Genomic DNA, 21899 nt, shown 5'->3' with positions numbered 1-21899 from the left:
GCCACTTTGATTAATTTTGGTGGTAACCGCAATGACTACTCACGAACAGGATCAGGCGCTCAGTAACCTGACGCTGGGCAAACCCACAGCCTATCACGATCGGTATGACAACAGCTTACTGCAGGCGGTGCCGCGCAGCCTGAACCGTGAACCGCTTGGCCTGTTTCCCGACAGTCTGCCCTTTACCGGCAGCGATATCTGGACCCTGTATGAACTCTCGTGGCTCAACAGCAAAGGTCTGCCACAGGTTGCCGTTGGCGAAGTGGTGCTGGATGCGCAGAGCCGTAATCTTATTGAGTCGAAAAGCTTCAAGCTCTACCTGAACAGTTTCAATCAGACCCGCTTTGCCGACTGGGGTGAGGTTCGTCAGACGCTGGAGCGGGATCTGAGTGCTTGTGCCGAAGGGGAAGCGCGGGTCGCGCTGTTCCGACTCAATGAAATAGAAGGCCAGCCGATTGGTCATTTTGAGGGTTGCTGTATTGATGAGCAGGATATTGCCATTGAGGATTACCGCTTCAATGCTGACTATCTGGCTGATGCCGCAGGCAGCGAAATCGTTGAAGAGACGCTGGTCAGCCATCTGCTCAAGTCGAACTGCCTGATTACCAACCAGCCCGACTGGGGATCGGTCATGATCCGCTATAAAGGCCCGCGTATCGCGCGTGAAGCACTGCTGCGCTATCTGGTCTCATTCCGCCAGCACAACGAATTTCACGAGCAGTGTGTTGAGCGCATCTTTAATGATGTGATGCGATTCTGCCATCCGGAAGCGCTGACGGTCTATGCGCGCTACACCCGTCGTGGCGGGCTGGATATTAACCCGTGGCGCACCAACGTGCCCTTCTCGCCCGGTTTTTCGCGGCTGGTCCGTCAGTAGTTTGCGAGACTTCTCTCAGGCTGGGTGCCGTAAGCGCAGTTCCGCTTGAGCTGTGCGGGCCGACAAGGCTACTCTGGTGAAGGCGGCAACCTGCGGGTTGCCGACCAGGGATTTTCGTCACTGCCGTTGCAGTGCCAACACGCACCCAGGCGGGTGTAAAGGAGTTCATTTGATTACCCATATCAGCCCACTTGGCTCAATGGATCTGCTCTCGCAGCTGGAAGTCGACATGCTCAAGCGCACTGCCAGCAGCGACCTCTACCAGCTGTTTCGCAATTGCTCTCTGGCCGTGCTTAACTCCGGCAGCCAGACTGACAGCAGCCACGAATTGCTCTCCCGCTTTGAGAACTTCGACATCAACGTGCTGCGCCAGGAGCGCGGCGTCAAACTGGAACTGATCAATCCGCCGGAAGAGGCGTTCGTGGATGGCCGCATTATCCGCTCACTACAGGCTAACCTGTTTGCGGTGCTGCGTGACATCCTGTTTGTCAGCGGCCAGCTCAACATACCGGGCCGGTTAAGCGCAGCCGAAGAGAATGATTCCGCCACCATCACCAACACGGTATTTTCGATTCTGCGTAATGCGCGGGCTCTGCACATCGGCGAGGATCCCAACACCGTAGTCTGCTGGGGTGGTCACTCAATCAACGCCGTTGAGTATCAGTATTGCCGCAATGTCGGTACGCAGCTTGGACTGCGTGAACTGAATATCTGTACCGGCTGCGGGCCAGGCGTGATGGAAGCGCCGATGAAAGGCGCAGCGGTTGGCCATGCTCAGCAGCGCTATCGCGACAGCCGTTTTATCGGCCTCACCGAGCCCTCAATTATTGCAGCTGAGCCGCCGAATCCACTGGTGAATGAGCTGATCATCATGCCAGATATTGAAAAACGTCTGGAAGCGTTTGTGCGTATCGCTCATGGCATCATCATTTTTCCGGGCGGCGTCGGTACGGCTGAAGAGCTGCTCTATCTGCTGGGCATCCTGATGAATCCGCAGAACAACGATCAGGTGTTGCCGCTGATTCTGACCGGGCCGAAAGAGAGCGCCGATTACTTCCGCGTTCTGGATGATTTCATCGTTAACACGCTGGGTGAACAGGCACGTAAGCATTATCAGATCATCATTGATGACGCGGCAGAAGTGGCGCGTCTGATGAAGAAAGCGATGCCGCAGGTCAAAGAGAACCGTCGCGAAACCGGCGATGCGTACAGCTTTAACTGGTCGATCCGCATTGAGCCCGATTTGCAGGTGCCGTTCCTGCCAACCCATGAAAATATGGCCAATCTCAATCTCTATACCAATCAGCCTCCCGAGAAGCTGGCTGCCGACCTGCGCCGCGCCTTCTCAGGTATCGTCGCCGGTAATGTCAAAGAGATGGGCATCCGCGAAATCCGCGTGAAGGGACGCTACAAACTGCATGGCGATCCCGACATCATGCACCGCATGGATGAGCTGCTACAGGGATTCGTTGCCCAGCAACGCATGAAACTGCCTGGCACTGCCTACATCCCCTGCTACGAAATTATCAAATAACCAGGAGGCAGCCCCCGGGCTGCCCATACGCTCATGGCTCTTCATCTTGTTATTGTTGACGCGTTGAACCTGATCCGCCGTCTGCATGCGGTACAGGGCTCCCCCTGTGTCGACGGCTGTGTAGCTGCGCTGCGCCAGGTTCTGGGCCACGCCCGTCCGACTCATGCTGTGGCGGTTTTTGATGGCGAGGCACGTCATCAGGGCTGGCGACATCAGCTGCTGCCCGATTACAAAAGTGGTCGCCCGCCGATGCCAGACGATCTACAGGCAGAGATGCCGGCGTTGCAGGAGGCTTTTCGTTCGGCAGGCGTAAGCTGCTGGATAGCGGGCGAGGATGAGGCAGATGATTTAGCGGCGACGCTGGCGGTGAAAATGGCTCAGGCCGGACACCAGGCCACCATCGTGTCCACCGACAAAGGCTACTGCCAGCTGCTGGCCCCCGAAATCCGCATCCGTGACTACTTCCAGAAACGGTGGCTCGATCTGCCTTTTATTGAAGCTGAATTTGGCGTAGCCCCCCAGTTACTCCCCGACTACTGGGGATTGTGCGGCATCAGCAGCAGTAAAATTCCAGGCATCACCGGCATCGGCCCGAAAAGCGCAAAACAGCTGCTGGCAGAGTTTCACACGCTTGAAGGGATCTATCAGCAACTGGATAAGGTGCCCGCTAAATGGCAGGAAAAGCTCGCGGAAGGTCAGCAAATGGCTGAGATCAGCCGTCAGGTCGCCATGCTGAAGCGGGATCTGGTATTGCAGGGCAATCTGAATACGCTGCGTTATACCGGCTGAGTGCAGCTGCACTCAGCCTGACGATTAACGTTCGTCGCGACGTCCACCGGTCGCGGCCCACATACGGCGCACATGAACCGTCACCTCTTCGCGGTCATGATAGAGCTGACGGGCGCGAATCTGCACATTAATGCCATTCTCATCAAAGCGCTCCTGCATCATGGCCAGATTCTGCGTGACCTCTTCATAACGCTTTTTCATCGGCAATTTGAGGTTGAAGATCGCTTCACGACACCAGCCGTTAACCAGCCAGTCGGTCATCAGGTTAGCCACGCGCACCGGTTTCTCCACCATATCACATACCAGCCAGCTGATGTTGGTGCGTGGCGGACGGAATTTAAACCCATCGGCTTTCTCGTGCATCACCTGGCCGGTATCCATCAGGCTCGGGGCCATCGGTCCGTTATCCACTGCATAGACCATCATGCTGCGCTGGACCAGCTGATAAGTCCAGCCGCCCGGACAGGCACCGAGATCCACGGCGTACATGCCGCTGGCTAAACGCTCATCCCACTCATCCGCAGGGATAAAGACGTGAAACGCCTCCTCCAGCTTAAGGGTGGAACGGCTTGGCGCATCGGAGGGGAACTTAAGGCGTGGAATACCCATGTAAAACGACGAGCTGTTTTCCCGGATGGAGTAGCCAACGTAACAGGTGCCTGGCGCGATGAAAAACACATGCACGACCGGGCGTTTCGGACTTTCATAGTTCAGTAGAATCTTGCTTTCACGCAGTGCTGAACGCAGCGGCACGGTGAACTTGCGGCAGAATTTGGTCAGCTCTTTCGCTTCGTTAGTGTCAGGCACTTCTACACGCAGTTCGCCGCCCTTCTCCACCACGCCGGTCAGCATACCGACAATCGGGGTGATGCGATCTTCCTGCGGCAGGTCACGCAGCATTTCACCGACAACCAGCATCTGCCGGGCAAAAATCAGCTCGTCAAACGGTAACTCACGCGCCAGACGCTCGGCATCTTCAAACTGGTAGCACTCAAACAGCACGTAGCCGGAGTCATCTTTAACCCGCGGAAAGCCGTAGATTTCACGTTCAGCCGCTTTGGCGCTGATTTCCGCCGCACACTCTTTTTCAAAACCGGGACGACAATAGAGTAAAACTTTATTCATGGCGTTCTGCCTTTGGTTTAAGACGCAGCGCGCCAATCAACATCAATACCCAACCGGCGAGGAAACAGACTCCTCCCACCGGTGTGATAAAAACCCAAAACTTCAGATGTGACAGCGCCAGACAATAGAGGCTGCCACTAAACAACACGGTGCCGAGCGCCATCAGCGCACTGCTCCAGTAAAACCAGATATTGGCGCGGCGTAACATCGCGGCACCCAGTCCCATCACCGCTAACGTGTGATAAGCCTGATATTCCAGCCCGGTATGAATCCAGGCCATCTCAGCCGCACCCAGCGACTGGCTCAAAACGTGGGCACCAAATGCGCCAAAAGCTACCAGCAGAAATCCACTGATAGCCGCAAAAACAAACATGGCACGACTGGACATTAACCGATCCTCAGGGTGCATTTGCACCGTAATGCAGATAAATCAAACTGTTATTGTTGATAGCGAAAGCGGAATTTTTCTTGTTCGGTTGCAGCTTTTTCCAGGATCCACTGTCGGAAGGCGGCTATTTTACCCAGTTCTGCCTGACTGTCATGACAAACCAGATAAAAAGCGTTTTTACTGACTAATACATCATTAAATGGGCAGATTAATCGCCCGGCCTCTATTTCGCTCTGCGCCATGACGTTGTTGGCCAGCGCCACGCCCTGACCATGAATCGCCGCCTGCAACACCATGGCGCTGTGGCTGAAGATCGGCCCCTGCTGAACATTAATATGCTGCAGACCCAGCTGGCGGATATACGATTGCCAGTCACGGCGGGAGGCATCATGCAGCAGGGTAAAGCGCGAGAGATCCATCGGGGTTTTCAGCGGATTATCGCCGGTCATCAGTGATGGCGAACAGACCGGCAGCAGATATTCGGCATAGAGTTTTTCAACCCGCAGGCCGGGCCAGTTGCCACGTCCGTAGAAAATTGCCACGTCGACATCGTCGGCCAGTTTCTCTTCATCGCGGTCAACTGCCTGGATACGCACGTCGATTCCCGGATAAGCCATATTAAAGCTGGAGAGGCGGGGAACCAGCCACTGAATAGCAAAGCTCGGCAGTAAACTGACGGTCAGCGCTCCCTTGGCACTGCGCGCCTGCAGTTTGCGGGTCGCTTCGTTAATTGCCGAGAAAATCTCTTTGATGTCGAGATAGTAGCTTTGCCCTTCTTCGGTCAGTAACAGCGAACGATTCCTCCGGCGAAACAGCTTTAACCCCAGAAAATCTTCCAGAGATTTAATCTGATGGCTTACGGCAGCCTGGGTAACAAACAGCTCTTCAGCGGCTTTGGTAAAGCTTAAATGGCGCGCAGCGGCATCAAAAACCCGCAGTGCGTTAAGAGGAGGAAGGCGTTTCGACATGGTTTTCCGTATCCGGATCGGCGAAAAATACGCAGGCTTATAAAAAGCGTTTACGTATTAGAATTTTTAATCCGAGGCATTATAATTTGTCCGTTGAGGAACCTCCAGCAAATACCTATAGTTGCCGCACTTCCTGAGCCGGAACGAAAAGTTTTTAGATTTGTGAGTGAGTTCGCAGATTTTCTGAAAGCTTTTGGCTTGTGGTCGTGATGTTGTGTTTGCAATTTTTGATCCGACGATTGCGGATCAAACTCTTAATTCCTGTAGATTTACCCTGTCTGTCCATAGTGATTTTTAAATAGCACCGCAAATTGCGGTGCTTTTTTTTGCTGCTTACTTTGACTCGACCATTTCTTTGACATCAGAGCGGTTAATCTGCTGCTCGTTGCCATTCGCATCTTTATAGCTGATCATGCCGGTATCGTTATCAACTTTAGGCTTGCCGGCAGCCACGATGGTGCGACCATCATTGGTATGCATTACGTAATTGCTTGAACAGGCACTCAGGGTAAAAGCCAGAGTACATACGGCCAGTACTGCGGTAAGTTTTTTCATCTGCTATCTCCTTGTAGATTGATTGCATCAAACCACCCGCGTTACGCTAACCAGAGGCAGCCGATAAGTGGGATCGACTATTAAACGTCCGATCGTTATGCGGGTTTGGTTCAAACCTTGCATTATTCAGCATAACGCGCTTTTCCAGCTTTGCCAGACGCAGACCATTCTTTCAGTGTGGTCCTAATTTTTCTTATCATGGACCCGGCATGACCGCATTTAATCCCACCGCATTCCGCCAGCAGTTTCCCGCGCTCGCCGACGCCGGCATCTATCTCGACAGCGCCGCGACCACGCTGAAGCCGCAGGCCGTTATTGACAGTACGCAGCAGTTTTACAGCTTCAGTGCGGGTACGGTTCATCGCAGCCAGTTTGCCGCCGCCCAGGCCTTAACCCAGCGCTATGAGCAGGCGCGCAATCAGGTTGCCCGCTGGGTTAATGCCGCGGACGATCGTGAGATTGTCTGGACGCGCGGCACTACCGAAGCGATAAACCTGGTGGCGAACAGCTGGCTGCGTCCGCGCCTGCAGCCCGGTGATGAGATCGTGGTGAGTGAGGCTGAGCACCACGCCAACCTGGTTCCCTGGCTGATGGCTGCGCAGGCGTGCGGTGCCCGCGTCGTAAAATGGCCGTTAGGGCCAGATCGTCTGCCCGATATCAGCCTGTTACCCACCCTGCTTAACAGCCGTACCCGCCTGCTGGCAGTTGGTCAGATGTCGAACGTCACCGGGGGTTGCCCCGATCTTGCTCAGGCGATCCCGCTGGCACATGCCGTGGGGGCGAAAGTGATGGTCGATGGCGCGCAGGGGGTGGTGCACTGCCCGCCTGACGTACAGGCGCTGGATATCGACTTTTACGCTTTTTCCGGACATAAGATTTACGGCCCGATGGGCATTGGCGCGTTATATGGCAAAGCGGAACTGCTGGAGACGATGGAACCCTGGCAGGGCGGCGGGAAAATGATCACGGATGTTGACTTCAATGGTTTCACGCCACAGCCGGTGCCGTGGCGTTTTGAGGCCGGCACCCCGAATGTGGCGGGTGTGGTGGGATTGAGTGCGGCACTGAGCTGGCTGGCGCAGTACAATCTGACCGAAGCTGAGCGCTGGAGTCAGCAGCTTGCCTCGCTGGCGGAAGAGCAACTGACAGAACTGCCCGGCTTTCGCAGCTTCCGCTGTGGCAATGCCAGTCTGCTGGCCTTTGAATTTGCTGACCTGCATCACAGCGATCTGGTGACGCTGCTGGCTGAGCAGGGAATCGCCCTGCGCGCCGGTCAGCACTGTGCGCAGCCGTTGCTGTCGGCGCTGGGCGTCAGCGGCACGCTGCGGGCCTCTTTTGCACCCTATAATAATCTGCAGGATGTTGATGCGCTGGTGCGCGCCATGAAAGGCGCAATCTCGCTGTTATCGGAGTTTTGATTATGTGTTCATCGCTGTTAGCGCCACACCCGTTTGGCGAACAGATTACCGTTACCAGTCTGAAAGAGAGTTTCGGCCGCTTTCATCAGTGGGAAGATCGTTATCGCCAGCTGATCCAGTTGAGCCGCCAGTTGCCTGCCCTGCCGGAGGAACTGAAAACGGCGGAAATTGAACTGAGCGGATGTGAAAACCGGGTCTGGCTGGGCAGCCAGTTATGTGAGGATGGCTCACTGCACTTCTATGGTGATAGTGAAGGACGGATTGTGCGCGGCCTGCTGGCCGTGCTGCTGACTGCGGTTGAGGGCCAGACGCCGCAGCAATTGCTGGTCACCGATCCCTTAGCCCTGTTTGATGAACTCGGCCTGCGCGCCCAGCTCAGCGCCTCCCGCAGCAGCGGCCTGCAGGCGCTGGCCGCTGCGGTAGAGCATGCCGCGCGTCAGGCGCTGACCGCATCCTGACGGGCGGCGCGCGCCAGAAATTTTTTGAGCGCATGCGAAACGGCCACAAAGCCGAAGGTGGCGGTCACCATGGTTGCCGCGCCAAAGCCGGATGTGCAATCCATTCTCTTCGGACCCTCTGCCGTGCTGCGTGAAGCACAGACGCTGCCGTCGGCCTGCGGATAGACCAGCGCTTCAGTCGAAAAAACGCAGTCGATGCCGAGTTTGCCTTTGCTGTTTTTCACCACGCCCAGGCTTTTCAAGCGTTCGCGCAGCTTCGCCGCAAGCGGATCCTGAATGGTTTTTGCCAGATCGGCGACCTGGATCTGGGTCGGATCAATCTGCCCACCCGCGCCACCGGTGGTGATCAACGGGATCTTATTCCGGCGACACCAGGCGATCAGCGCCGCTTTAGGCCGCACGCTGTCGATCGCGTCGATCACATAGTCGAAACCGGCGGCCATCAGTTCGGCGGTGTTCTCGGGCGTGATAAAGTCATCAATGCAGATCACGTCGCAGTCCGGATTGATCGCCCGCAGCCGCTCGGCCATCACCTCCGTTTTGGCTTTACCGACGTTACCCTGCAGCGCATGAAGCTGTCGGTTGGTGTTGGTAATGCAGACGTCATCCATATCTATCAGGGTGATTTTACCAATGCCGGTGCGCACCAGCGCTTCCGCTGCCCAGGAGCCGACGCCGCCAATACCGATGACGCAGAAGTGTGCGTCAGCAAAACGTTGCATCGCATTCTGGCCATAGAGACGCGCCGTGCCGCCAAAGCGCTGATGCCAGGCGTCGTTTAACACTTTCATAGTTGAACCTGTTACGTCGTGCGGGCCCGAAGGCCCGCAGAGAAGAAATTAGTTAGAGCCGAGAAGCAGTGAACCATTATTACCGTTTTGCGGGCTGGAGAACAGCGGCTGTCCGGCACCCGGCGCGGCTTTGATCACCCAGACGCGGCCGTAGTGATTATAGAAGCCCGCCAGATGCGCGGCGTCCGGGCCGATACCCTGATAGATATCAAAGTGTTGTCCTTTAATCGCGCCACCTACGTCGAGCGCCACCATCAGGCGCATCTCATATTTGCCGTTGAATTTGCCCTTCTCATTCAACTGCGGCACTTCCGCCAGCAGTACGGTGCCTGCCGGAATAATTGATCGGTCAGAGGCCACTGAGGCTTTCGCTACCAGCGGAACGGCGCTGGCACCGCGCACCGGCGTAAACGGCTCAGCTTTAAAGAAGACGAATGACGGGTTGGTTTCCAGCAGCGCACGCACTTCCTGCGGTGAGTGCTCCTGCGCCCACTGGCGAATCGCCTGCATCGACATATCTTCGCGCTTCACTTCACCGCGGTCGATCAGCTCTTTACCGATACTGTGGTAGCCCCAGCCATTTTTACCGGCGTAACCAAAGAAGGTCATCGGGCGGCCATCGCCAAAGTCGACGTAACCACTGCCCTGCACATCCATCATGAAGTTATCAATTAGCGAGTTGCTGTAGGCAATGACGTAGCGGTCATCAAGTCCGCCACTATAGATAGAGGCGCGGCTCGGTAATTTCTCTCCGCGTTTGCGCGGCGGCATACGGTAGATCGGATACTGGAATTCGCCCTGCCGGGTGTAGCGCGCTTCCACGACCGGCGTGTAGTAACCGGTAAACTGCACGTTACCGTAGTTGTCCGTGCCCTCCATCTGCCAGGCGTTCAGGCCATACTGACGAAGCTGTCGGGTATCGGCGCCTGCCATCAGCCAGCTTTCAATTGCGCTGTAGGTGCCGTTCTGACGATTATAAAGAGCGGATGAGGCGGACTGAATCTGGCGCACCTGATCGCCAAAGTCTTTGCCATTAACCGGTGCGCCTTTAGCATTGGGCTGATTCACCAGCGCCAGCGGCTGTTCCAGTTTGCCATCTTTATATTGCTGACCGCGATCGGTCGGTTTAGAGCTACAGGCCGCCAGCAGCGTGATTAACGCGCCAGTGAGTGCATACTTCACCCAATGTGATTTCATTATCTTCTCTTTTTATAACTGTTCGCCCCGCGACGATAGCAAAGCCCCCGACAGAATGAAATGCATCCGCTTTGACCTGGCGCATATCAGTTCAATAATTAGCCATATGGTTGAATCCTTCAGCAACTGGCTGTTAATTTGGCTTTTATCTTTAAAAAGGGGTTGCATGAATTAGCGCGGAGAGTATAGTGCGCTTCCACGGACGCGGGGTGGAGCAGCCTGGTAGCTCGTCGGGCTCATAACCCGAAGGTCGTCGGTTCAAATCCGGCCCCCGCAACCAATACTTCTGCAGTAGTTTTCAGAAGTCACAGTGTGAGAAGTAAAAGTAATAGAAGCAATACGGACGCGGGGTGGAGCAGCCTGGTAGCTCGTCGGGCTCATAACCCGAAGGTCGTCGGTTCAAATCCGGCCCCCGCAACCAATACTTCTGCAGCAGTTTTACAGAAGTCACAATGTGAAAAAAGTATGATACGGACGCGGGGTGGAGCAGCCTGGTAGCTCGTCGGGCTCATAACCCGAAGGTCGTCGGTTCAAATCCGGCCCCCGCAACCAATCATTTAAACACCTGAAAGGGTGTTTTTTTGTTTCTGCCGTTCGCAAATTCCTCTCAGGCCTCTCTCCCGCAGATAAATGCGCGGATAGTCGTGACTACCCGCACACCTTTACCGATGGGCCAGCGCCGCCCCACTCTTCACATAAGCCCTGATGCCTTCCAGAATTGCCTCTGCAACCTGATGCTGATAGCGGGTGGTTCGCAGCTTTCGCTCCTCTTCCACATTACTGATAAACGCGGTCTCTACCAGGATTGACGGGATATCCGGCGCTTTCAGCACCGCAAATCCCGCCTGATCCACGGTGCGTTTATGCAGATGGTTGATGCGCCCCATGCGATGCAGCACCTCTTTACCAAACCTGAGGCTGTCGTGAATCGTCTGACGCTGCACCATGTCGAACATGGTGTGATCAAGATAGCGGTCGCCGCTTTTGCTGACGCCGCCAATCAGGTCTGATTCATTCTGGGTCTGCGCCAGGAAACGGGCGGCGGCTGACGTGGCACCGCTGGTTGATAAGGCAAATACCGAAGAGCCGCGTGCTGCCCGACTGGTAAAGGCATCAGCATGAATAGACACAAAGAGATCGGCGCGCTGTTTACGGGCTTTGGCGACCCGGACACGCAGCGGAATAAAGACATCCTCGTTGCGCGTCATATAGGCTTTCATGTGGGACTCTTTATCGATCAGCGCTTTGAGTCGCCGTCCGATCTTCAGCACAATATCTTTCTCGCGCGTCTTATATTTGCCGTGCGCGCCAGGATCTTCTCCGCCATGGCCGGGATCAATCATGATGATAATCGGACGATCGCGTCCCGCTTTGCCGGGTAACGGCGCCTGCACCCCTTCATCCTTCTCCAGATCGCCCTGATTATAATCTTTCAGCAGGGCCAGCAGCGGATCGTCTTCCACATGGTCCTGGCTCGGGTAGAGATCGACCACCAGCCGGTGATTGATACCAGCGACCGGTGCCAGATTAAAGATCTTCGGTGCGACGTTGCGCTTCAGCTCCAGAACAACGCGCACCGTGTTGCTGTCGAACTGGCCGACCCGGGCATTTTTGATAAAGGGATCGTCGACCCGAACCTGCTTATCCACCCCTTTCAGGGTCGAATTAAGATGCAGGCCCTGAATATCGATTACCAGTCGTTCGGGATTGCTCAGCGCAAACTGCTTGTATTTCAGCGCGACACTGGACTCCAGCGTCATGCGCGAGTAAGTGGATGAGGGCCAGATACGCACCGCCACAATGTGGTTCTTTGCCGCCAGCCCTGTACGGCTGACGCTCAGCAACAGTAAGGCGCCTGTCCCCTGTAAAAATCGTCTGCGTGAAAAATGGGAATTACCGTCTGACATGCCGCTCCAGCTGCTGTGTTATGTCTAAAAAAGCGCCAGTTAATCAAATGGCGGCGAAAACTTTATCCAATCCGCAGGATGATGTCACCCTGGAAACCCCAAATAATGCAGGCTGTTAGCGGCTTTGACACCCATAAAAACGTAAATTTTCGTCAGGATTAAGGCTTGCAAAATCGGGCGTAAAAGCATAAAAATACAGAAAATACGAATAAACATTCACTGAGGGTTGGCCGTGAAGGAACGTAGTACCGAACTGGTTCAGGGTTTTCGCCATACCGTTCCCTATATCAATGCCCACCGGGGTAAAACCTTTGTCATCATGCTGGGTGGCGAAGCGATTGAGCATGAGAACTTCTCTGGCATCGTTAACGACATCGGCCTGCTGCACAGCCTGGGCATCCGCCTGGTGGTGGTTTATGGCGCACGGCCACAGATAGACGCCAGCCTGGCTCAGCAGCAACTGGAACCGGTTTATCATAAATTTACCCGGGTGACTGATGCGCAATCGCTGGAGTTAGTGAAGCAGGCTGCTGGTCGGTTGCAGTTAGATATCACTGCCCGCCTTTCAATGAGTCTTAACAATACCCCGCTGCAGGGCGCGCATATCAATGTGGTCAGCGGCAACTTCATTATTTCACAGCCGCTGGGCGTGGATGATGGCGTGGATTACTGCCACAGCGGGCGTATCCGTCGTATTGATGAAGAGGCGATTCATCGCCAGCTGGATAACGATGCCATCGTGCTGATGGGTCCGGTTGCAGTCTCTGTGACCGGCGAAAGCTTTAATCTGACGTCAGAAGAAGTGGCTACCCAGCTGGCAATTAAGCTCAAAGCGGAAAAAATGATCGGTTTCTGCTCCGAGCAGGGCGTGCTGAACAGCGATGGTGAAATCATCTCCGAGCTGTTCCCGAACGATGCACAGGCCCGCATCGACGAGATTGAAAAGGAAGGTGATTATCTTTCTGGTACGGTCCGCTTCCTGCGTGGCGCGGTGAAAGCCTGCCGCAGTGGCGTGCGCCGCAGCCATCTCATCAGCTATCAGGAAGATGGCGCGCTGTTGCAGGAGCTCTTCTCACGCGACGGTATCGGTACGCAGATCGTGATGGAGTCGGCCGAGCAGATCCGTCGCGCCAATATCAACGACATCGGCGGAATCCTCGAACTGATCCGTCCGCTGGAGCAACAAGGCATTCTGGTGCGTCGCTCACGTGAGCAACTGGAAATGGAGATAGATAAGTTCACGATTATTCAGCGCGACAATCTGACCATCGCCTGTGCCGCCCTCTATCCGTTTATGGATGAGAAGATTGGTGAAATGGCCTGTGTGGCGGTTCATCCTGACTATCGCAGCTCTTCACGCGGTGAGATGTTGCTGCAGCGCGTAGCGTTGCAGGCGAAGCAGATGGGACTGCAAAAGCTGTTTGTGTTAACCACGCGCAGCATCCACTGGTTCCAGGAGCGCGGCTTTACGCCGGTTGATATTGAGTCACTGCCCGAGAGTAAAAAAGAGATGTACAACTATCAGCGCCGTTCCAAGGTGCTGATGGCCGACCTCACCTGATTTCATCCCGAAGGGACAGGCCCCCGTTGTGGACTGTCCCCTTTTTCTCAGCTGGTTTCACCCAGTCGCTCCACCAGACCGCTGCGTCGCTGCGTCTGCAACTGCACGGCTCGCTGAAATACGCCCGGTTCGCTGTAAATAGTCAGTTGCTTACGTGCGCGGGTAATCGCGGTATACACCAGTTCGCGGGTCAGCACCGGCAGAAACTGCGTCGGCATCACCAGCGCAGTGTGGTCGAACTCCGACCCCTGCGATTTATGCACCGTCATTACCCAGGCCGTTTCATGTGAAGGTAACCGGCTCGGCTGGATCGCCTTGATTGACCCATCCGGCAGCGGGAAAAAGACCTTCAGGTTACCCTCTTCATCCCGCAGCGTAATGCCGATATCGCCATTAAACAGGCCGAGCGCGCTGTCATTTCGGGTAATCATCACAGGACGTCCTTCATACCAGCGGCTGCCCATGCCAGGACGCCGGATGCGCTGCAGTTGCATCAGTCGCTGCTCAATGCGCTGGTTCAGACCCTGCACGCCAAATGGCCCGTCACGGAGAGCACACAGCAGCTGATAACGACCAAATGCAGCAATCACCTCAGCAGGCGGTGCCTGTCGGCGGATAAGTTGCAGGAAGGGCTGATAGCCCTGTGCGACCTCATCCAGCATCACCTGATAGGCTTCCGCGCTGGTCAGCGTCTGAAAACTGACATCTTCATGGGCCGCAGCAAACACCGCCCTGACCTGCTCTGCATCACCACGATTGATCGCTTTTGCCAGCTGCCCGATGCCGGATGAAGCGTCAAAACGATAACTTTTCTGCAGCAGGCAGATGCTGTCACGCACGACTGGTGCCTGCCTGTTGTCACTGCCCTGCAGCGTGCAGCCAGTCAGCAGGGCAAGCTGTTCTGCCCGCGCCTGGCTGTAGCCGCTTTCCGTGCAGCGGCAGATGTCGCCCAGCACCGCACCCGCTTCAACCGAAGCGAGCTGATCGCGGTCGCCCAGAAACACCACGCGAGCATGGGCAGGCAGCGCGGCGATCAGCTTTGCCATCATCGAGAGATCGACCATTGACGCTTCATCCACTACCAGCACATCAAGATGCAGCGGATTGCCGGCATGGTAGCGTAACCGCTGGGTATCGGGCTGCGCGCCCAGCAGACGATGCAGCGTGGTGGCTTCGGCGGGAAAACGCCGCCGCTCTTCGTCGCTGACTACCAGTTCCTGCAGCGCCCGGCCCAGCGACTCGGTCAACCGTGCGGCAGCTTTACCGGTCGGTGCCGCGAGCTGAATCCGCAGCGCGCCGGGATTCAGGCGAATCAGGGCGGCGAGGAGTTTCGCCACGGTGGTGGTTTTACCGGTGCCCGGCCCGCCGGAAATGACCGCCGTCTTGCGGGTCAGCGCCACGGCCGCAGCAATTTTCTGCCAGTTCTCCGGCTGGTCGCCAAACAGGCTGTTCAGCACGTCTCCTGCGGCACGCATATCAAACGCAGTTTTGATTTCCTGTGCAGCAAAAAAGTCGGCGACCCGGCCTTCGCTGTACCATAGCCGATGCAGATATAAACGCTGGTTACTCAGCACCAGCGGTGTCACCCGGCTGCCGTCACTGACGGCCGACCAGTCTGCCAGGCGTGATGGCCAGTCATCCGGCGCGCCAGCCGCCTGCCAGATGGCCTGAGCCAGCGCAGGCTGACGCCCCGCAAACAGGCTATCTTCACAGAGGTTGCTCAGCGGTAAACAGACGTGCCCTTCTCCCGCCTCCGCGCTGACGCAGGCAGCCGCCAGCAGCAGCGCAGGCTGTGATTCTGTCGCCACCAGACGCGCAAACTGGATATCCAGCGGCCGCAGGAGACGCTTCTCAACCGCCTGCAGCAGCAGACTCAGCATGTCACTCATAACATCTCCCCGGTTTCACCAAACAACGCATCAATCTCTTCCACAAAAGCTTCGGAAGGCCGGGTAGCAAAAATGCCGTTGTCCGGCGAGCTGCCATCCATCCCGCGTAAAAACAGATAAAACACCCCGCCAAAATGTTGCTGATAGTTGTAGTCCGGCAGGCGATGCTGCAGATAGCGATGCAGCGCCAGCGTATAGAGCTGATACTGCAGATCGTAGCGGTGGCCAATCATCGCCTGCGCCATCGCTTCGGGGGTGTAAGCGGCGTGACTTTCCCCCAGCCAGTTCGATTTGTAATCCAGCAGATAATATTTTCCCTGCCAGCGGAAGACCAGATCGATAAAGCCCTTCAGCATGCCGCGCACCTGGCGAAAATCCAGCGGAGCGGCCTGCTGAGAAAGTGTATCGTGACGACGCAGCAGATCATCAAGATCCGCCGCCGTCAGAAGATTGTTGATCGGCAGATAAAACTCCATCTCGATGAGCCGTTCACTGCTTTTTATTGCCGACAGCGTCAGTCCCTCCGCATTGAGCGGCGTATGTAAGACCCGATCAATCCACTGTTCCAGAACCGGTAACCAGCTCAGTGGGTAACCATTGTGCTGCAGCTGATCCTCCAGCCAGATGCGATCCGGCGGTTCGGTAAAGTCGATCGACTCAAACAGACCGTGCAGGAAGGTGCCGGGTGCTGCACCACGCGGAAAATGGTGCGGCGTCAACGCCGACTCTTCACCCCTCTCCTCTTCGCCCGCTGCATCGATATCGAAGTTAGGTAACGCATCCAGCAGTGGCGAGCTGTGATGCTGTTGCAGACCGGAGTAACTGGTTACTCGCCAGACATCCGCCAGGGCGCGCGTCACGTCGCGGCTGCTTAACGCCTCGTCGCCCTGCTGCGCATCCTGCCACATTTCGCCCGGCAGCAGATCTTCTTCAACCAGTGCAATCCCTTCACCGGTTAATGCATTGAGTCGCTGGCTGAGCTGCTGCGCATCGACCGCCTGACCCTGCTGTACCAGATAGCCCAGCGCGCTTTTATGGAGATCGCTTTCACCCTCTTTTTTACGGGTGCCTTTGATCAGCGGTGCAATGCCAACGCTGCAGTGATAAACCGAACGGGTCAGCGCCACGTAGAGCAGACGCAGATCCTCTGCCAGCCGTTCTTCTTCGGCCAGCGCCAGACTCTGCGCATCACCCTGCACATCCAGCAGCGCCGTGAAGTTGTCGCGATCGTGATAGAGCGCGCTGGCCGCCTCGCGGAATCCGGCCGCAAACGGCAGCCAGACCAGCGGATACTGCAGCCCTTTTGATTTATGGATGGTGATGATCTGCACCAGATGGCGGTCGCTTTCCAGACGCAGCTGCTGGCTGGAGGCCTGACTGTTGGGCCGGGCAATCTGCTGCGCCAGGAAGCGCACCAGCGCGTGCGGACTCTCCAGCTGCACCGAGGCTTCCTGCAATAGTTCACCCAGATGCATCAGGTCAGTCAGGCGACGTTCACCGTTCTCCGAGGCCAGCATATTCTCCGCCAGTTGCCGCTTGATCATCACATCACGCAGCATCGGTAACACGCCGCGCTGATGCCACAGCTGCTGCCAGACGGCAAACTGCTCCACCAGCGCATCCCACTCGCGCTCATTCTGAGTTAACGCGTCCAGCGTCGCCGCATCGATGGCAAAAATCGACGTCGCCAGCGCGCTACGCAGCAGCCGTTCCTGTTCCGGTGCCTGTATCGCCTGCAACAACCAGAGTAATTCGCGCGCTTCCGGCGTGGTGTAGACGCTGTCCCGGCTGGAGAGATAGACCGACGGAATCGACAGCGCATTCAGCGCGTCGCGGATTAAACCGGCCTCATTGCGACTGCGTACCAGCACGGTGATATCGGAAGCCCGCACCGGCTGCAGCACCTCACCTTTACCCAGCCAGGCACGTCCCTGCTGTCCTGCCACCAGCCAGCGGCTGATATCGGCGGCACACTGCTGCGCCATAAACTGCTGGTAGTCGCTGTTGCCGACGCCCTCGCCAGGCTGCAGCCAGAAACGTAATGCGGGTTGCTGCTGCTGGTCAAAAATCAGGTTCAGTGACTCGTTTGGTGCGGCAGGCTTAACCGGCTGGAAGGGGATCGCCGAGAAGAGGAAAGGCGAATCAAGCTGAGAAAAGAGGCGGTTGACGCTCCCGACCATCTCAGGTGAAGAACGCCAGTTGGTATCCAGTGTGTAGTGAGCACTGACTTCGCTTCTGGCCCGCAGATAAGTAAAAATATCCGCGCCGCGAAATGCGTAGATTGCCTGCTTGGGATCGCCGATCAGAAACAGCGCCTGCTCCGGCTGATTAATATAGAGCGTGCGGAAGATGCGATACTGCTGTGGATCGGTATCCTGGAATTCATCAATCAGGGCCACCGGGAAACGCGCCCGGATGGTTTCGGCCAGCAACACGCCGCCAGACTGCTGCAACGCCTCATCCAGTTTACTGAGCAGATCGTCAAAGCCTAACAGCGCACGTAACCGCTTCTCGCGCTGCACCGTGGCACGCACATCGGTCAGCGCCTGCGCGATGATCACATCGCGCAGCGACAAGGGTTCAGCCAGAAACTGATCGATCGCCTCAAACAACGAGTGTCGCGGGGCGTCGCCTTTTTTGGTTTTCTCATCCAGCACCTGCTGCCCAAAGCGCTCCAGCTCTTTCGGCAGTTGATAATCCAGCGTCTCACTGCTGGCCCACTGCGTGACTTTTGCGACCCAGTTGGGCAGATGTTTACTGCTGTAGCTGCGCTTATCCACGCCAGAAGCACTGATCATGCCTTCCACATCGGCGCTAAGCGCCTGCCACTGCTGTTTGATAGCCTTAATGCGCGCCAGGTTACGGGCGTGGCGTGACGCCAGCGTCTCATCGGCTGCGGGCGGATGCTTCAGGCTGGGTGATTCTCCCTGAAGCCAGGGGCGCAGCGTGGTCAACAGACTGTCGGGCCCGCTCCACTCTGCAGCGATAATGCGCGCCACATCAAGCGTCAGTGGGTAGCACTGGCGACGCCAGAAATCAGCGGTCGATTGCTTCAGCAGCGCCTGCTCATCTTCAATTAACTCCTGCTCAAACAGCATGCCCGATTCAAAGGCGTTGAGATTAAGCATCCGCTGACAGAAGCCATGGATGGTGAAGATAGCGGCTTCATCCATCTGCCGCTCAGCAGCCAGCAACTGCGCGGCCGCCTGACTGAGATCAGGCACCTGATCCAGCAGTAACTGGTGCATCGGATTGCTGCTTTTGCCGCGGATACAGGCCAGACGTAACTGATGAATATTCTCGCGGATTCGCCCGCGCAGTTCCGCAGTGGCGGCTTCGGTGAAGGTCACCACTAAGATTTCTTCTACCGAAAGCGGGCGGCTGTAAGCGTTTTCTCCGCCCAGCCCTAGCAGCAGGCGCAGATAGAGCAGACCAATGGTAAAGGTTTTTCCGGTGCCCGCTGACGCCTCAATCAGCCGCTCGCCTCTGAGCGGCAGCGTTAAAGGATTCAGCGATACAGGAGGTAACTGCGTCATTGGGTCTCACTCTTTACCGGCAGCGACTGCTGCAATTGCGCCACTTCATTCCAGGTTTTCCAGCCAGGCTGACGGGCAAATTCAGTTTTGCCGGTGCCGGTGCCGGCAATCTGCGAGGTCATTACCATGCCCTTATGTTCAATCACGGCCTGCCGGAAAAAGTCTGCCAGGCTGGTCGGGGTTAACTGCTGAACCTGCTCGATCACTTTTTGCCGGGTATTAAAGTGATCATTCTGGCGATCAAAGTCGCGGCTAAAACGATCCGCTTCCTCAAAGAGCGTCTGAGGACGCTGCTGCAAATCATTGATCATCGCCTGCTGATACTGGGAAAAATCTGCCTGGCTCATGCTGCGTAATCGTTTTTCTGCCTGTGGATAGAAGGCTTTGTAACGCTGCAACAGCCAGGCCGGTTGTTTGCTGTTACTTTGCAGCAGGAAGCCCACACCCCACTGGCGGCCCACCGGCATCTGGAAGGCAAAGACCGCATAGCCGAGCTGCTCTTTAGTACGCAGCTGATTGTAGAACCACGGCTGAACGATCTGGCTCAGCATCGAGCTGTGCGCCATGCTCTGATATTCACCGTATCCCAGTGGAACATAGAGAGCGGCAAGAGCGGAGTCGGTGCTGCTGCCCTGCTGTTGCAGGTTGGCTTTCAGCGATTTTTTTATGGTCACATACTGGCTGTGCCAGTCGCGGGTCGCATTACTCTGCATCTGTTGCTTAAGCTCATGTCCCAGCTGCGTCACGCTGTCAGCACTAAGGTTACCCACCACCAGCATCTCTGGCGTCGCATCGCGGAACAGCGTATCGCGATAGGTCGTCACATCTTTAAGTGAGATTGTGCTTACCAGCTTGCGGCGAGTCTCGCGCTGGGTATAAGGCAGTTGCGACAGCAGTTGCATCGGCTGAATCGCCTGCTCAAACGCCTTGCCTTTTTCTGCCGCGTCCAGCCGCTCCAGATACCAGGATTTGGCCTGCTCCAGCTGCTGCTCTGTCGGCTGGAAGGTGGCATAACCCTCAACCAGTTTCTTTAGCAGCGTCGGCAGGCGCTGCGTGAAGCCGTTGGCACTGAAAACCAGCCCCTCATCTTCACCGGTTGAGAAGCTGATGCCGCCCACGGAGGCCTGCGAGTTAAGCTCATCCAGCGCCAGGCTGGAGAGGTAGTCATTCAGGCCAAACAGTACCTGCTGACGGGCGTCGCTGATGGCGTTTTTATTGCGTAATGCCAGCGTGATCGCCGCTTTAGGTTCGCTGGCGTAATAACGGCTGGGCATCCAGTAAATGCGCATACCGTCATTGTTATCCAGCTTCACCGGATGCTGATACGTTTTTCCGTCTGACGGCAATAGGGTGAAGTCGTCCGGGATATAGGGGTTCAGCACGGGCATCGCCAGCGTGATCTGGCTGGCGCGCTGCTGCCAGTCGGCAAAGGTTTGTGATGTGATTTTCTCAACCTGGTAAGGCGCATCCACAAAATAGGCTGTTTTGTTGTGCGGCTCCTGCGGGCTGATATACCAGATGCGCGCATGCTGAGGGGTCATCTCTTCCAGCCGGGCTTTAATCGCGGCAGCATCGTACTGATCCGCCAGATAAGGCGCATCCAGCGTGTGTTCAACCGGCACGCGCAGCATGGTATCAACCAGCCATTCGATGTAATCCATATCGCGGGTGATGGAGGGATAGCGAAAGTCGAGCGCCAGCACGTGTGAAACTTCATCGAAATAGCGCTTATCATCGGCCTGCTGACGCAGCAGATTGATGTAGCTGAATATGGCCGCTACCACTTTGTCACGCTGAGCCAGGCCTTTGTCGGTGAGTGACGCGGTAATCGCAAATACGCCACTGTTACGCTCAGTCATCGGGTCAGCGCCCGCATTGACCCCGTCGGCCAGCCCCTGCTTTTGCAGCCAGTCAGTCAGCGTATTTTTGCTGCGGTTGCTGATTAAATAGCTAATCAGCGTGTCGGTTTTACTGCGAAAGCGATCGCTGTTATTGGCAATGCGAAATTCAATTTTGAGTTGCTTGCGGGGCTGGGCCGGAACGTAATGAATAATGATGCCCTGCTGCACATCCGTCACTACCGGCACCGTAATCTCCGGCACGCTGGCGTCATGATTTTGCACCCGGCCAACGGTTCTGGCCGCAATCGATGCCATCTCCGGCAGCGGTTTGTTGCTGTAGATCACCGCCTTCATCAGGTTCGCAGAGTAATGGGTGTGATAAAAATCCAGGAGCGCCTGGTGCAGTTTGCTGCCGGGCTTATCTTTCAATGTTTCAAGATTGCCGCCCGAGAAACGTGACGCCGGATGCGCCGGGTTCAGGGTTTCAGCGCCCACCTGGGCCATGCGCAGGCCATCGCGCGAGCGCGCCATCGTCAGCTCGGCGTTCACGGCGTGGCGTTCGCGATCGGCGTTAACCGGATCCAGCAGCGGCTCAGCCACCGCATCCGCCAGGCGATCAACCGCCGGTTCCAGCGAATCGTTTTCCACTTCCAGATAAAAGGCGGTGCGGTAAGAGGCCGTGCTGGCGTTGTGGCTGCCGCCATGCTTTTTCAGAAATTCGGCCAGGTTGTCCGGCTGCGGGTAGCGCTTTGAGCCCATCAGTACCATATGCTCAAGGTAGTGTGCCAGTCCCGCCTGCTGATCAGGATCGTCCAGCGATCCTATCGGCAGCGTCAGCGCCGCAAGCGATTTCGGTGCGACAGGATCGGAAACCAGTAACACGGTCATCCCGTTGTCGAGCCGGATCGCCTGATAGTGGCGAGGATCCTGTTCACTTTTGCGAATGGTGTCGTTAACTGGCTGCCAGCCTGATGATGTCTGCGCCTGTGCTGTACAAGCCACCAGGCTTAACAATAGCGCCGCTATCCAGCGTGCGTATACCCGCATGTAAACCCCTCTCGTTTC

The 21899-nt window shown here is 56.3% G+C and carries 16 protein-coding genes and 3 tRNA genes; 9 read left to right on the top strand and 10 right to left on the bottom strand.

Features of this window, described 5'->3' with window-relative positions:
• Window positions 1-31: 31 nt before the first annotated feature.
• From queF to xni, 3 genes are all read left to right on the top strand, one after another.
• Window positions 32-877, top strand: coding sequence for an NADPH-dependent 7-cyano-7-deazaguanine reductase QueF (queF, locus tag K6R05_RS04070; protein WP_013358897.1), 846 nt, complete (start codon window positions 32-34; stop codon window positions 875-877).
• 169 nt (window positions 878-1046) lie between these two features.
• A complete protein-coding gene (gene ppnN, locus K6R05_RS04065) occupies window positions 1047-2411 on the top strand; it encodes a nucleotide 5'-monophosphate nucleosidase PpnN (RefSeq protein ID WP_222925042.1) in 1365 nt (454 codons plus the stop codon).
• 33 nt (window positions 2412-2444) lie between these two features.
• Entirely contained in the window at window positions 2445-3200 is a 756-nt protein-coding gene (xni, locus tag K6R05_RS04060; RefSeq protein WP_222925041.1) for a flap endonuclease Xni, read from the top strand.
• A gap of 24 nt (window positions 3201-3224) precedes the next feature.
• Here the strand turns inward: xni and rlmM are convergent, their stop codons facing one another.
• The 4 genes from rlmM to K6R05_RS04040 all read right to left on the bottom strand — a co-directional run bounded on the left by rlmM (window position 3225) and on the right by K6R05_RS04040 (window position 6236).
• Complete coding sequence (rlmM, locus tag K6R05_RS04055) at window positions 3225-4325, bottom strand: 23S rRNA (cytidine(2498)-2'-O)-methyltransferase RlmM (protein ID WP_161732837.1); 1101 nt, start codon at window positions 4323-4325, stop codon at window positions 3225-3227.
• A complete protein-coding gene (locus tag K6R05_RS04050; protein WP_222925040.1) occupies window positions 4318-4713 on the bottom strand; it encodes a DUF423 domain-containing protein in 396 nt (131 codons plus the stop codon). The genes rlmM and K6R05_RS04050 overlap by 8 nt, the downstream gene beginning before the upstream one ends.
• Window positions 4714-4763: 50 nt before the next feature.
• A complete protein-coding gene (locus tag K6R05_RS04045) occupies window positions 4764-5681 on the bottom strand; it encodes a transcriptional regulator GcvA (RefSeq protein WP_003854641.1) in 918 nt (305 codons plus the stop codon).
• Between the two features lie 333 nt (window positions 5682-6014).
• Window positions 6015-6236: a YgdI/YgdR family lipoprotein gene (locus tag K6R05_RS04040; RefSeq protein ID WP_003854643.1), complete on the bottom strand. Its 222-nt coding sequence runs from the start codon at window positions 6234-6236 to the stop codon at window positions 6015-6017.
• Window positions 6237-6445: 209 nt separating this feature from the next.
• On the opposite strand from K6R05_RS04040, the gene csdA reads away from it, so the two are divergent.
• On the top strand, window positions 6446-7654 hold the full coding sequence (gene csdA, locus K6R05_RS04035) for a cysteine desulfurase CsdA (RefSeq protein ID WP_222925039.1): 1209 nt from the start codon (window positions 6446-6448) through the stop codon (window positions 7652-7654).
• Window positions 7655-7656: 2 nt separating this feature from the next.
• Window positions 7657-8112 carry a cysteine desulfurase sulfur acceptor subunit CsdE gene (gene csdE, locus K6R05_RS04030; protein WP_222925038.1) on the top strand — a complete coding sequence of 152 codons (456 nt, stop codon included), beginning with the start codon at window positions 7657-7659 and terminating at the stop codon, window positions 8110-8112.
• On the opposite strand, the gene tcdA is transcribed toward csdE, so the two are convergent.
• Both tcdA and mltA read right to left on the bottom strand, forming a co-directional pair.
• Window positions 8091-8903, bottom strand: a complete 813-nt coding sequence (gene tcdA, locus K6R05_RS04025; protein WP_161732843.1) for a tRNA cyclic N6-threonylcarbamoyladenosine(37) synthase TcdA — start codon at window positions 8901-8903, stop codon at window positions 8091-8093. The genes csdE and tcdA overlap by 22 nt on opposite strands.
• Before the next feature lie 48 nt (window positions 8904-8951).
• The gene (gene mltA, locus K6R05_RS04020; protein ID WP_161732845.1) at window positions 8952-10100 is read right to left on the bottom strand and encodes a murein transglycosylase A; all 1149 of its coding nucleotides are present in this window, start codon (window positions 10098-10100) and stop codon (window positions 8952-8954) included.
• Window positions 10101-10303: 203 nt separating this feature from the next.
• Here mltA and K6R05_RS04015 point away from each other — a divergent pair.
• The 3 genes from K6R05_RS04015 (at window position 10304) to K6R05_RS04005 (ending at window position 10652) form a co-directional block, all read left to right on the top strand.
• Window positions 10304-10380: transfer RNA gene (locus K6R05_RS04015), tRNA-Met, on the top strand.
• A gap of 64 nt (window positions 10381-10444) precedes the next feature.
• Window positions 10445-10521, top strand: a tRNA-Met gene (locus tag K6R05_RS04010).
• Window positions 10522-10575: 54 nt separating this feature from the next.
• A tRNA-Met gene (locus K6R05_RS04005) sits at window positions 10576-10652 on the top strand.
• 110 nt (window positions 10653-10762) lie between these two features.
• On the opposite strand, the gene amiC is transcribed toward K6R05_RS04005, so the two are convergent.
• Window positions 10763-12007: an N-acetylmuramoyl-L-alanine amidase AmiC gene (gene amiC, locus K6R05_RS04000; RefSeq protein ID WP_161732847.1), complete on the bottom strand. Its 1245-nt coding sequence runs from the start codon at window positions 12005-12007 to the stop codon at window positions 10763-10765.
• 232 nt (window positions 12008-12239) lie between these two features.
• On the opposite strand from amiC, the gene argA reads away from it, so the two are divergent.
• Entirely contained in the window at window positions 12240-13568 is a 1329-nt protein-coding gene (gene argA / locus K6R05_RS03995) for an amino-acid N-acetyltransferase (RefSeq protein ID WP_013358908.1), read from the top strand.
• A gap of 47 nt (window positions 13569-13615) precedes the next feature.
• Here the strand turns inward: argA and recD are convergent, their stop codons facing one another.
• From recD to ptrA, 3 genes are read right to left on the bottom strand one after another with little or no spacing between them, the layout of a single operon-like run.
• Window positions 13616-15457 carry an exodeoxyribonuclease V subunit alpha gene (recD, locus tag K6R05_RS03990; RefSeq protein WP_222925037.1) on the bottom strand — a complete coding sequence of 614 codons (1842 nt, stop codon included), beginning with the start codon at window positions 15455-15457 and terminating at the stop codon, window positions 13616-13618.
• A complete protein-coding gene (gene recB / locus K6R05_RS03985; protein ID WP_222925036.1) occupies window positions 15454-18993 on the bottom strand; it encodes an exodeoxyribonuclease V subunit beta in 3540 nt (1179 codons plus the stop codon). The genes recD and recB overlap by 4 nt, the downstream gene beginning before the upstream one ends.
• Window positions 18990-21881, bottom strand: a complete 2892-nt coding sequence (gene ptrA / locus K6R05_RS03980) for a pitrilysin (protein ID WP_222925035.1) — start codon at window positions 21879-21881, stop codon at window positions 18990-18992. Before ptrA ends, recB begins: the two co-directional genes overlap by 4 nt.
• Window positions 21882-21899 lie beyond the last annotated feature (18 nt).

Origin of the sequence: Pantoea alfalfae, assembly GCF_019880205.1 — a bacterium.
Classification (GTDB): Bacteria; Pseudomonadota; Gammaproteobacteria; order Enterobacterales; family Enterobacteriaceae; genus Pantoea; species Pantoea alfalfae.
The sequence above is the reverse complement of the archived record's forward strand: the minus strand, read 5'-3'. Positions and strand labels throughout refer to the sequence as shown.

What these genes read in the sequence shown, in the direction of transcription:
- rlmM (WP_161732837.1), bottom strand. Translation starts at nt 4,325, where the DNA reads ATGAATAAAGTTTTACTCTATTGTCGTCCCGGTTTTGAAAAAGAGTGT.
- xni (WP_222925041.1), top strand. Translation starts at nt 2,445, where the DNA reads ATGGCTCTTCATCTTGTTATTGTTGACGCGTTGAACCTGATCCGCCGT.
- recD (WP_222925037.1), bottom strand. Translation starts at nt 15,457, where the DNA reads ATGAGTGACATGCTGAGTCTGCTGCTGCAGGCGGTTGAGAAGCGTCTC.
- recB (WP_222925036.1), bottom strand. Translation starts at nt 18,993, where the DNA reads ATGACGCAGTTACCTCCTGTATCGCTGAATCCTTTAACGCTGCCGCTC.
- queF (WP_013358897.1), top strand. Translation starts at nt 32, where the DNA reads ATGACTACTCACGAACAGGATCAGGCGCTCAGTAACCTGACGCTGGGC.
- tcdA (WP_161732843.1), bottom strand. Translation starts at nt 8,903, where the DNA reads ATGAAAGTGTTAAACGACGCCTGGCATCAGCGCTTTGGCGGCACGGCG.
- K6R05_RS04040 (WP_003854643.1), bottom strand. Translation starts at nt 6,236, where the DNA reads ATGAAAAAACTTACCGCAGTACTGGCCGTATGTACTCTGGCTTTTACC.
- ptrA (WP_222925035.1), bottom strand. Translation starts at nt 21,881, where the DNA reads ATGCGGGTATACGCACGCTGGATAGCGGCGCTATTGTTAAGCCTGGTG.
- csdA (WP_222925039.1), top strand. Translation starts at nt 6,446, where the DNA reads ATGACCGCATTTAATCCCACCGCATTCCGCCAGCAGTTTCCCGCGCTC.
- K6R05_RS04050 (WP_222925040.1), bottom strand. Translation starts at nt 4,713, where the DNA reads ATGTCCAGTCGTGCCATGTTTGTTTTTGCGGCTATCAGTGGATTTCTG.
- amiC (WP_161732847.1), bottom strand. Translation starts at nt 12,007, where the DNA reads ATGTCAGACGGTAATTCCCATTTTTCACGCAGACGATTTTTACAGGGG.
- mltA (WP_161732845.1), bottom strand. Translation starts at nt 10,100, where the DNA reads ATGAAATCACATTGGGTGAAGTATGCACTCACTGGCGCGTTAATCACG.
- csdE (WP_222925038.1), top strand. Translation starts at nt 7,657, where the DNA reads ATGTGTTCATCGCTGTTAGCGCCACACCCGTTTGGCGAACAGATTACC.
- K6R05_RS04045 (WP_003854641.1), bottom strand. Translation starts at nt 5,681, where the DNA reads ATGTCGAAACGCCTTCCTCCTCTTAACGCACTGCGGGTTTTTGATGCC.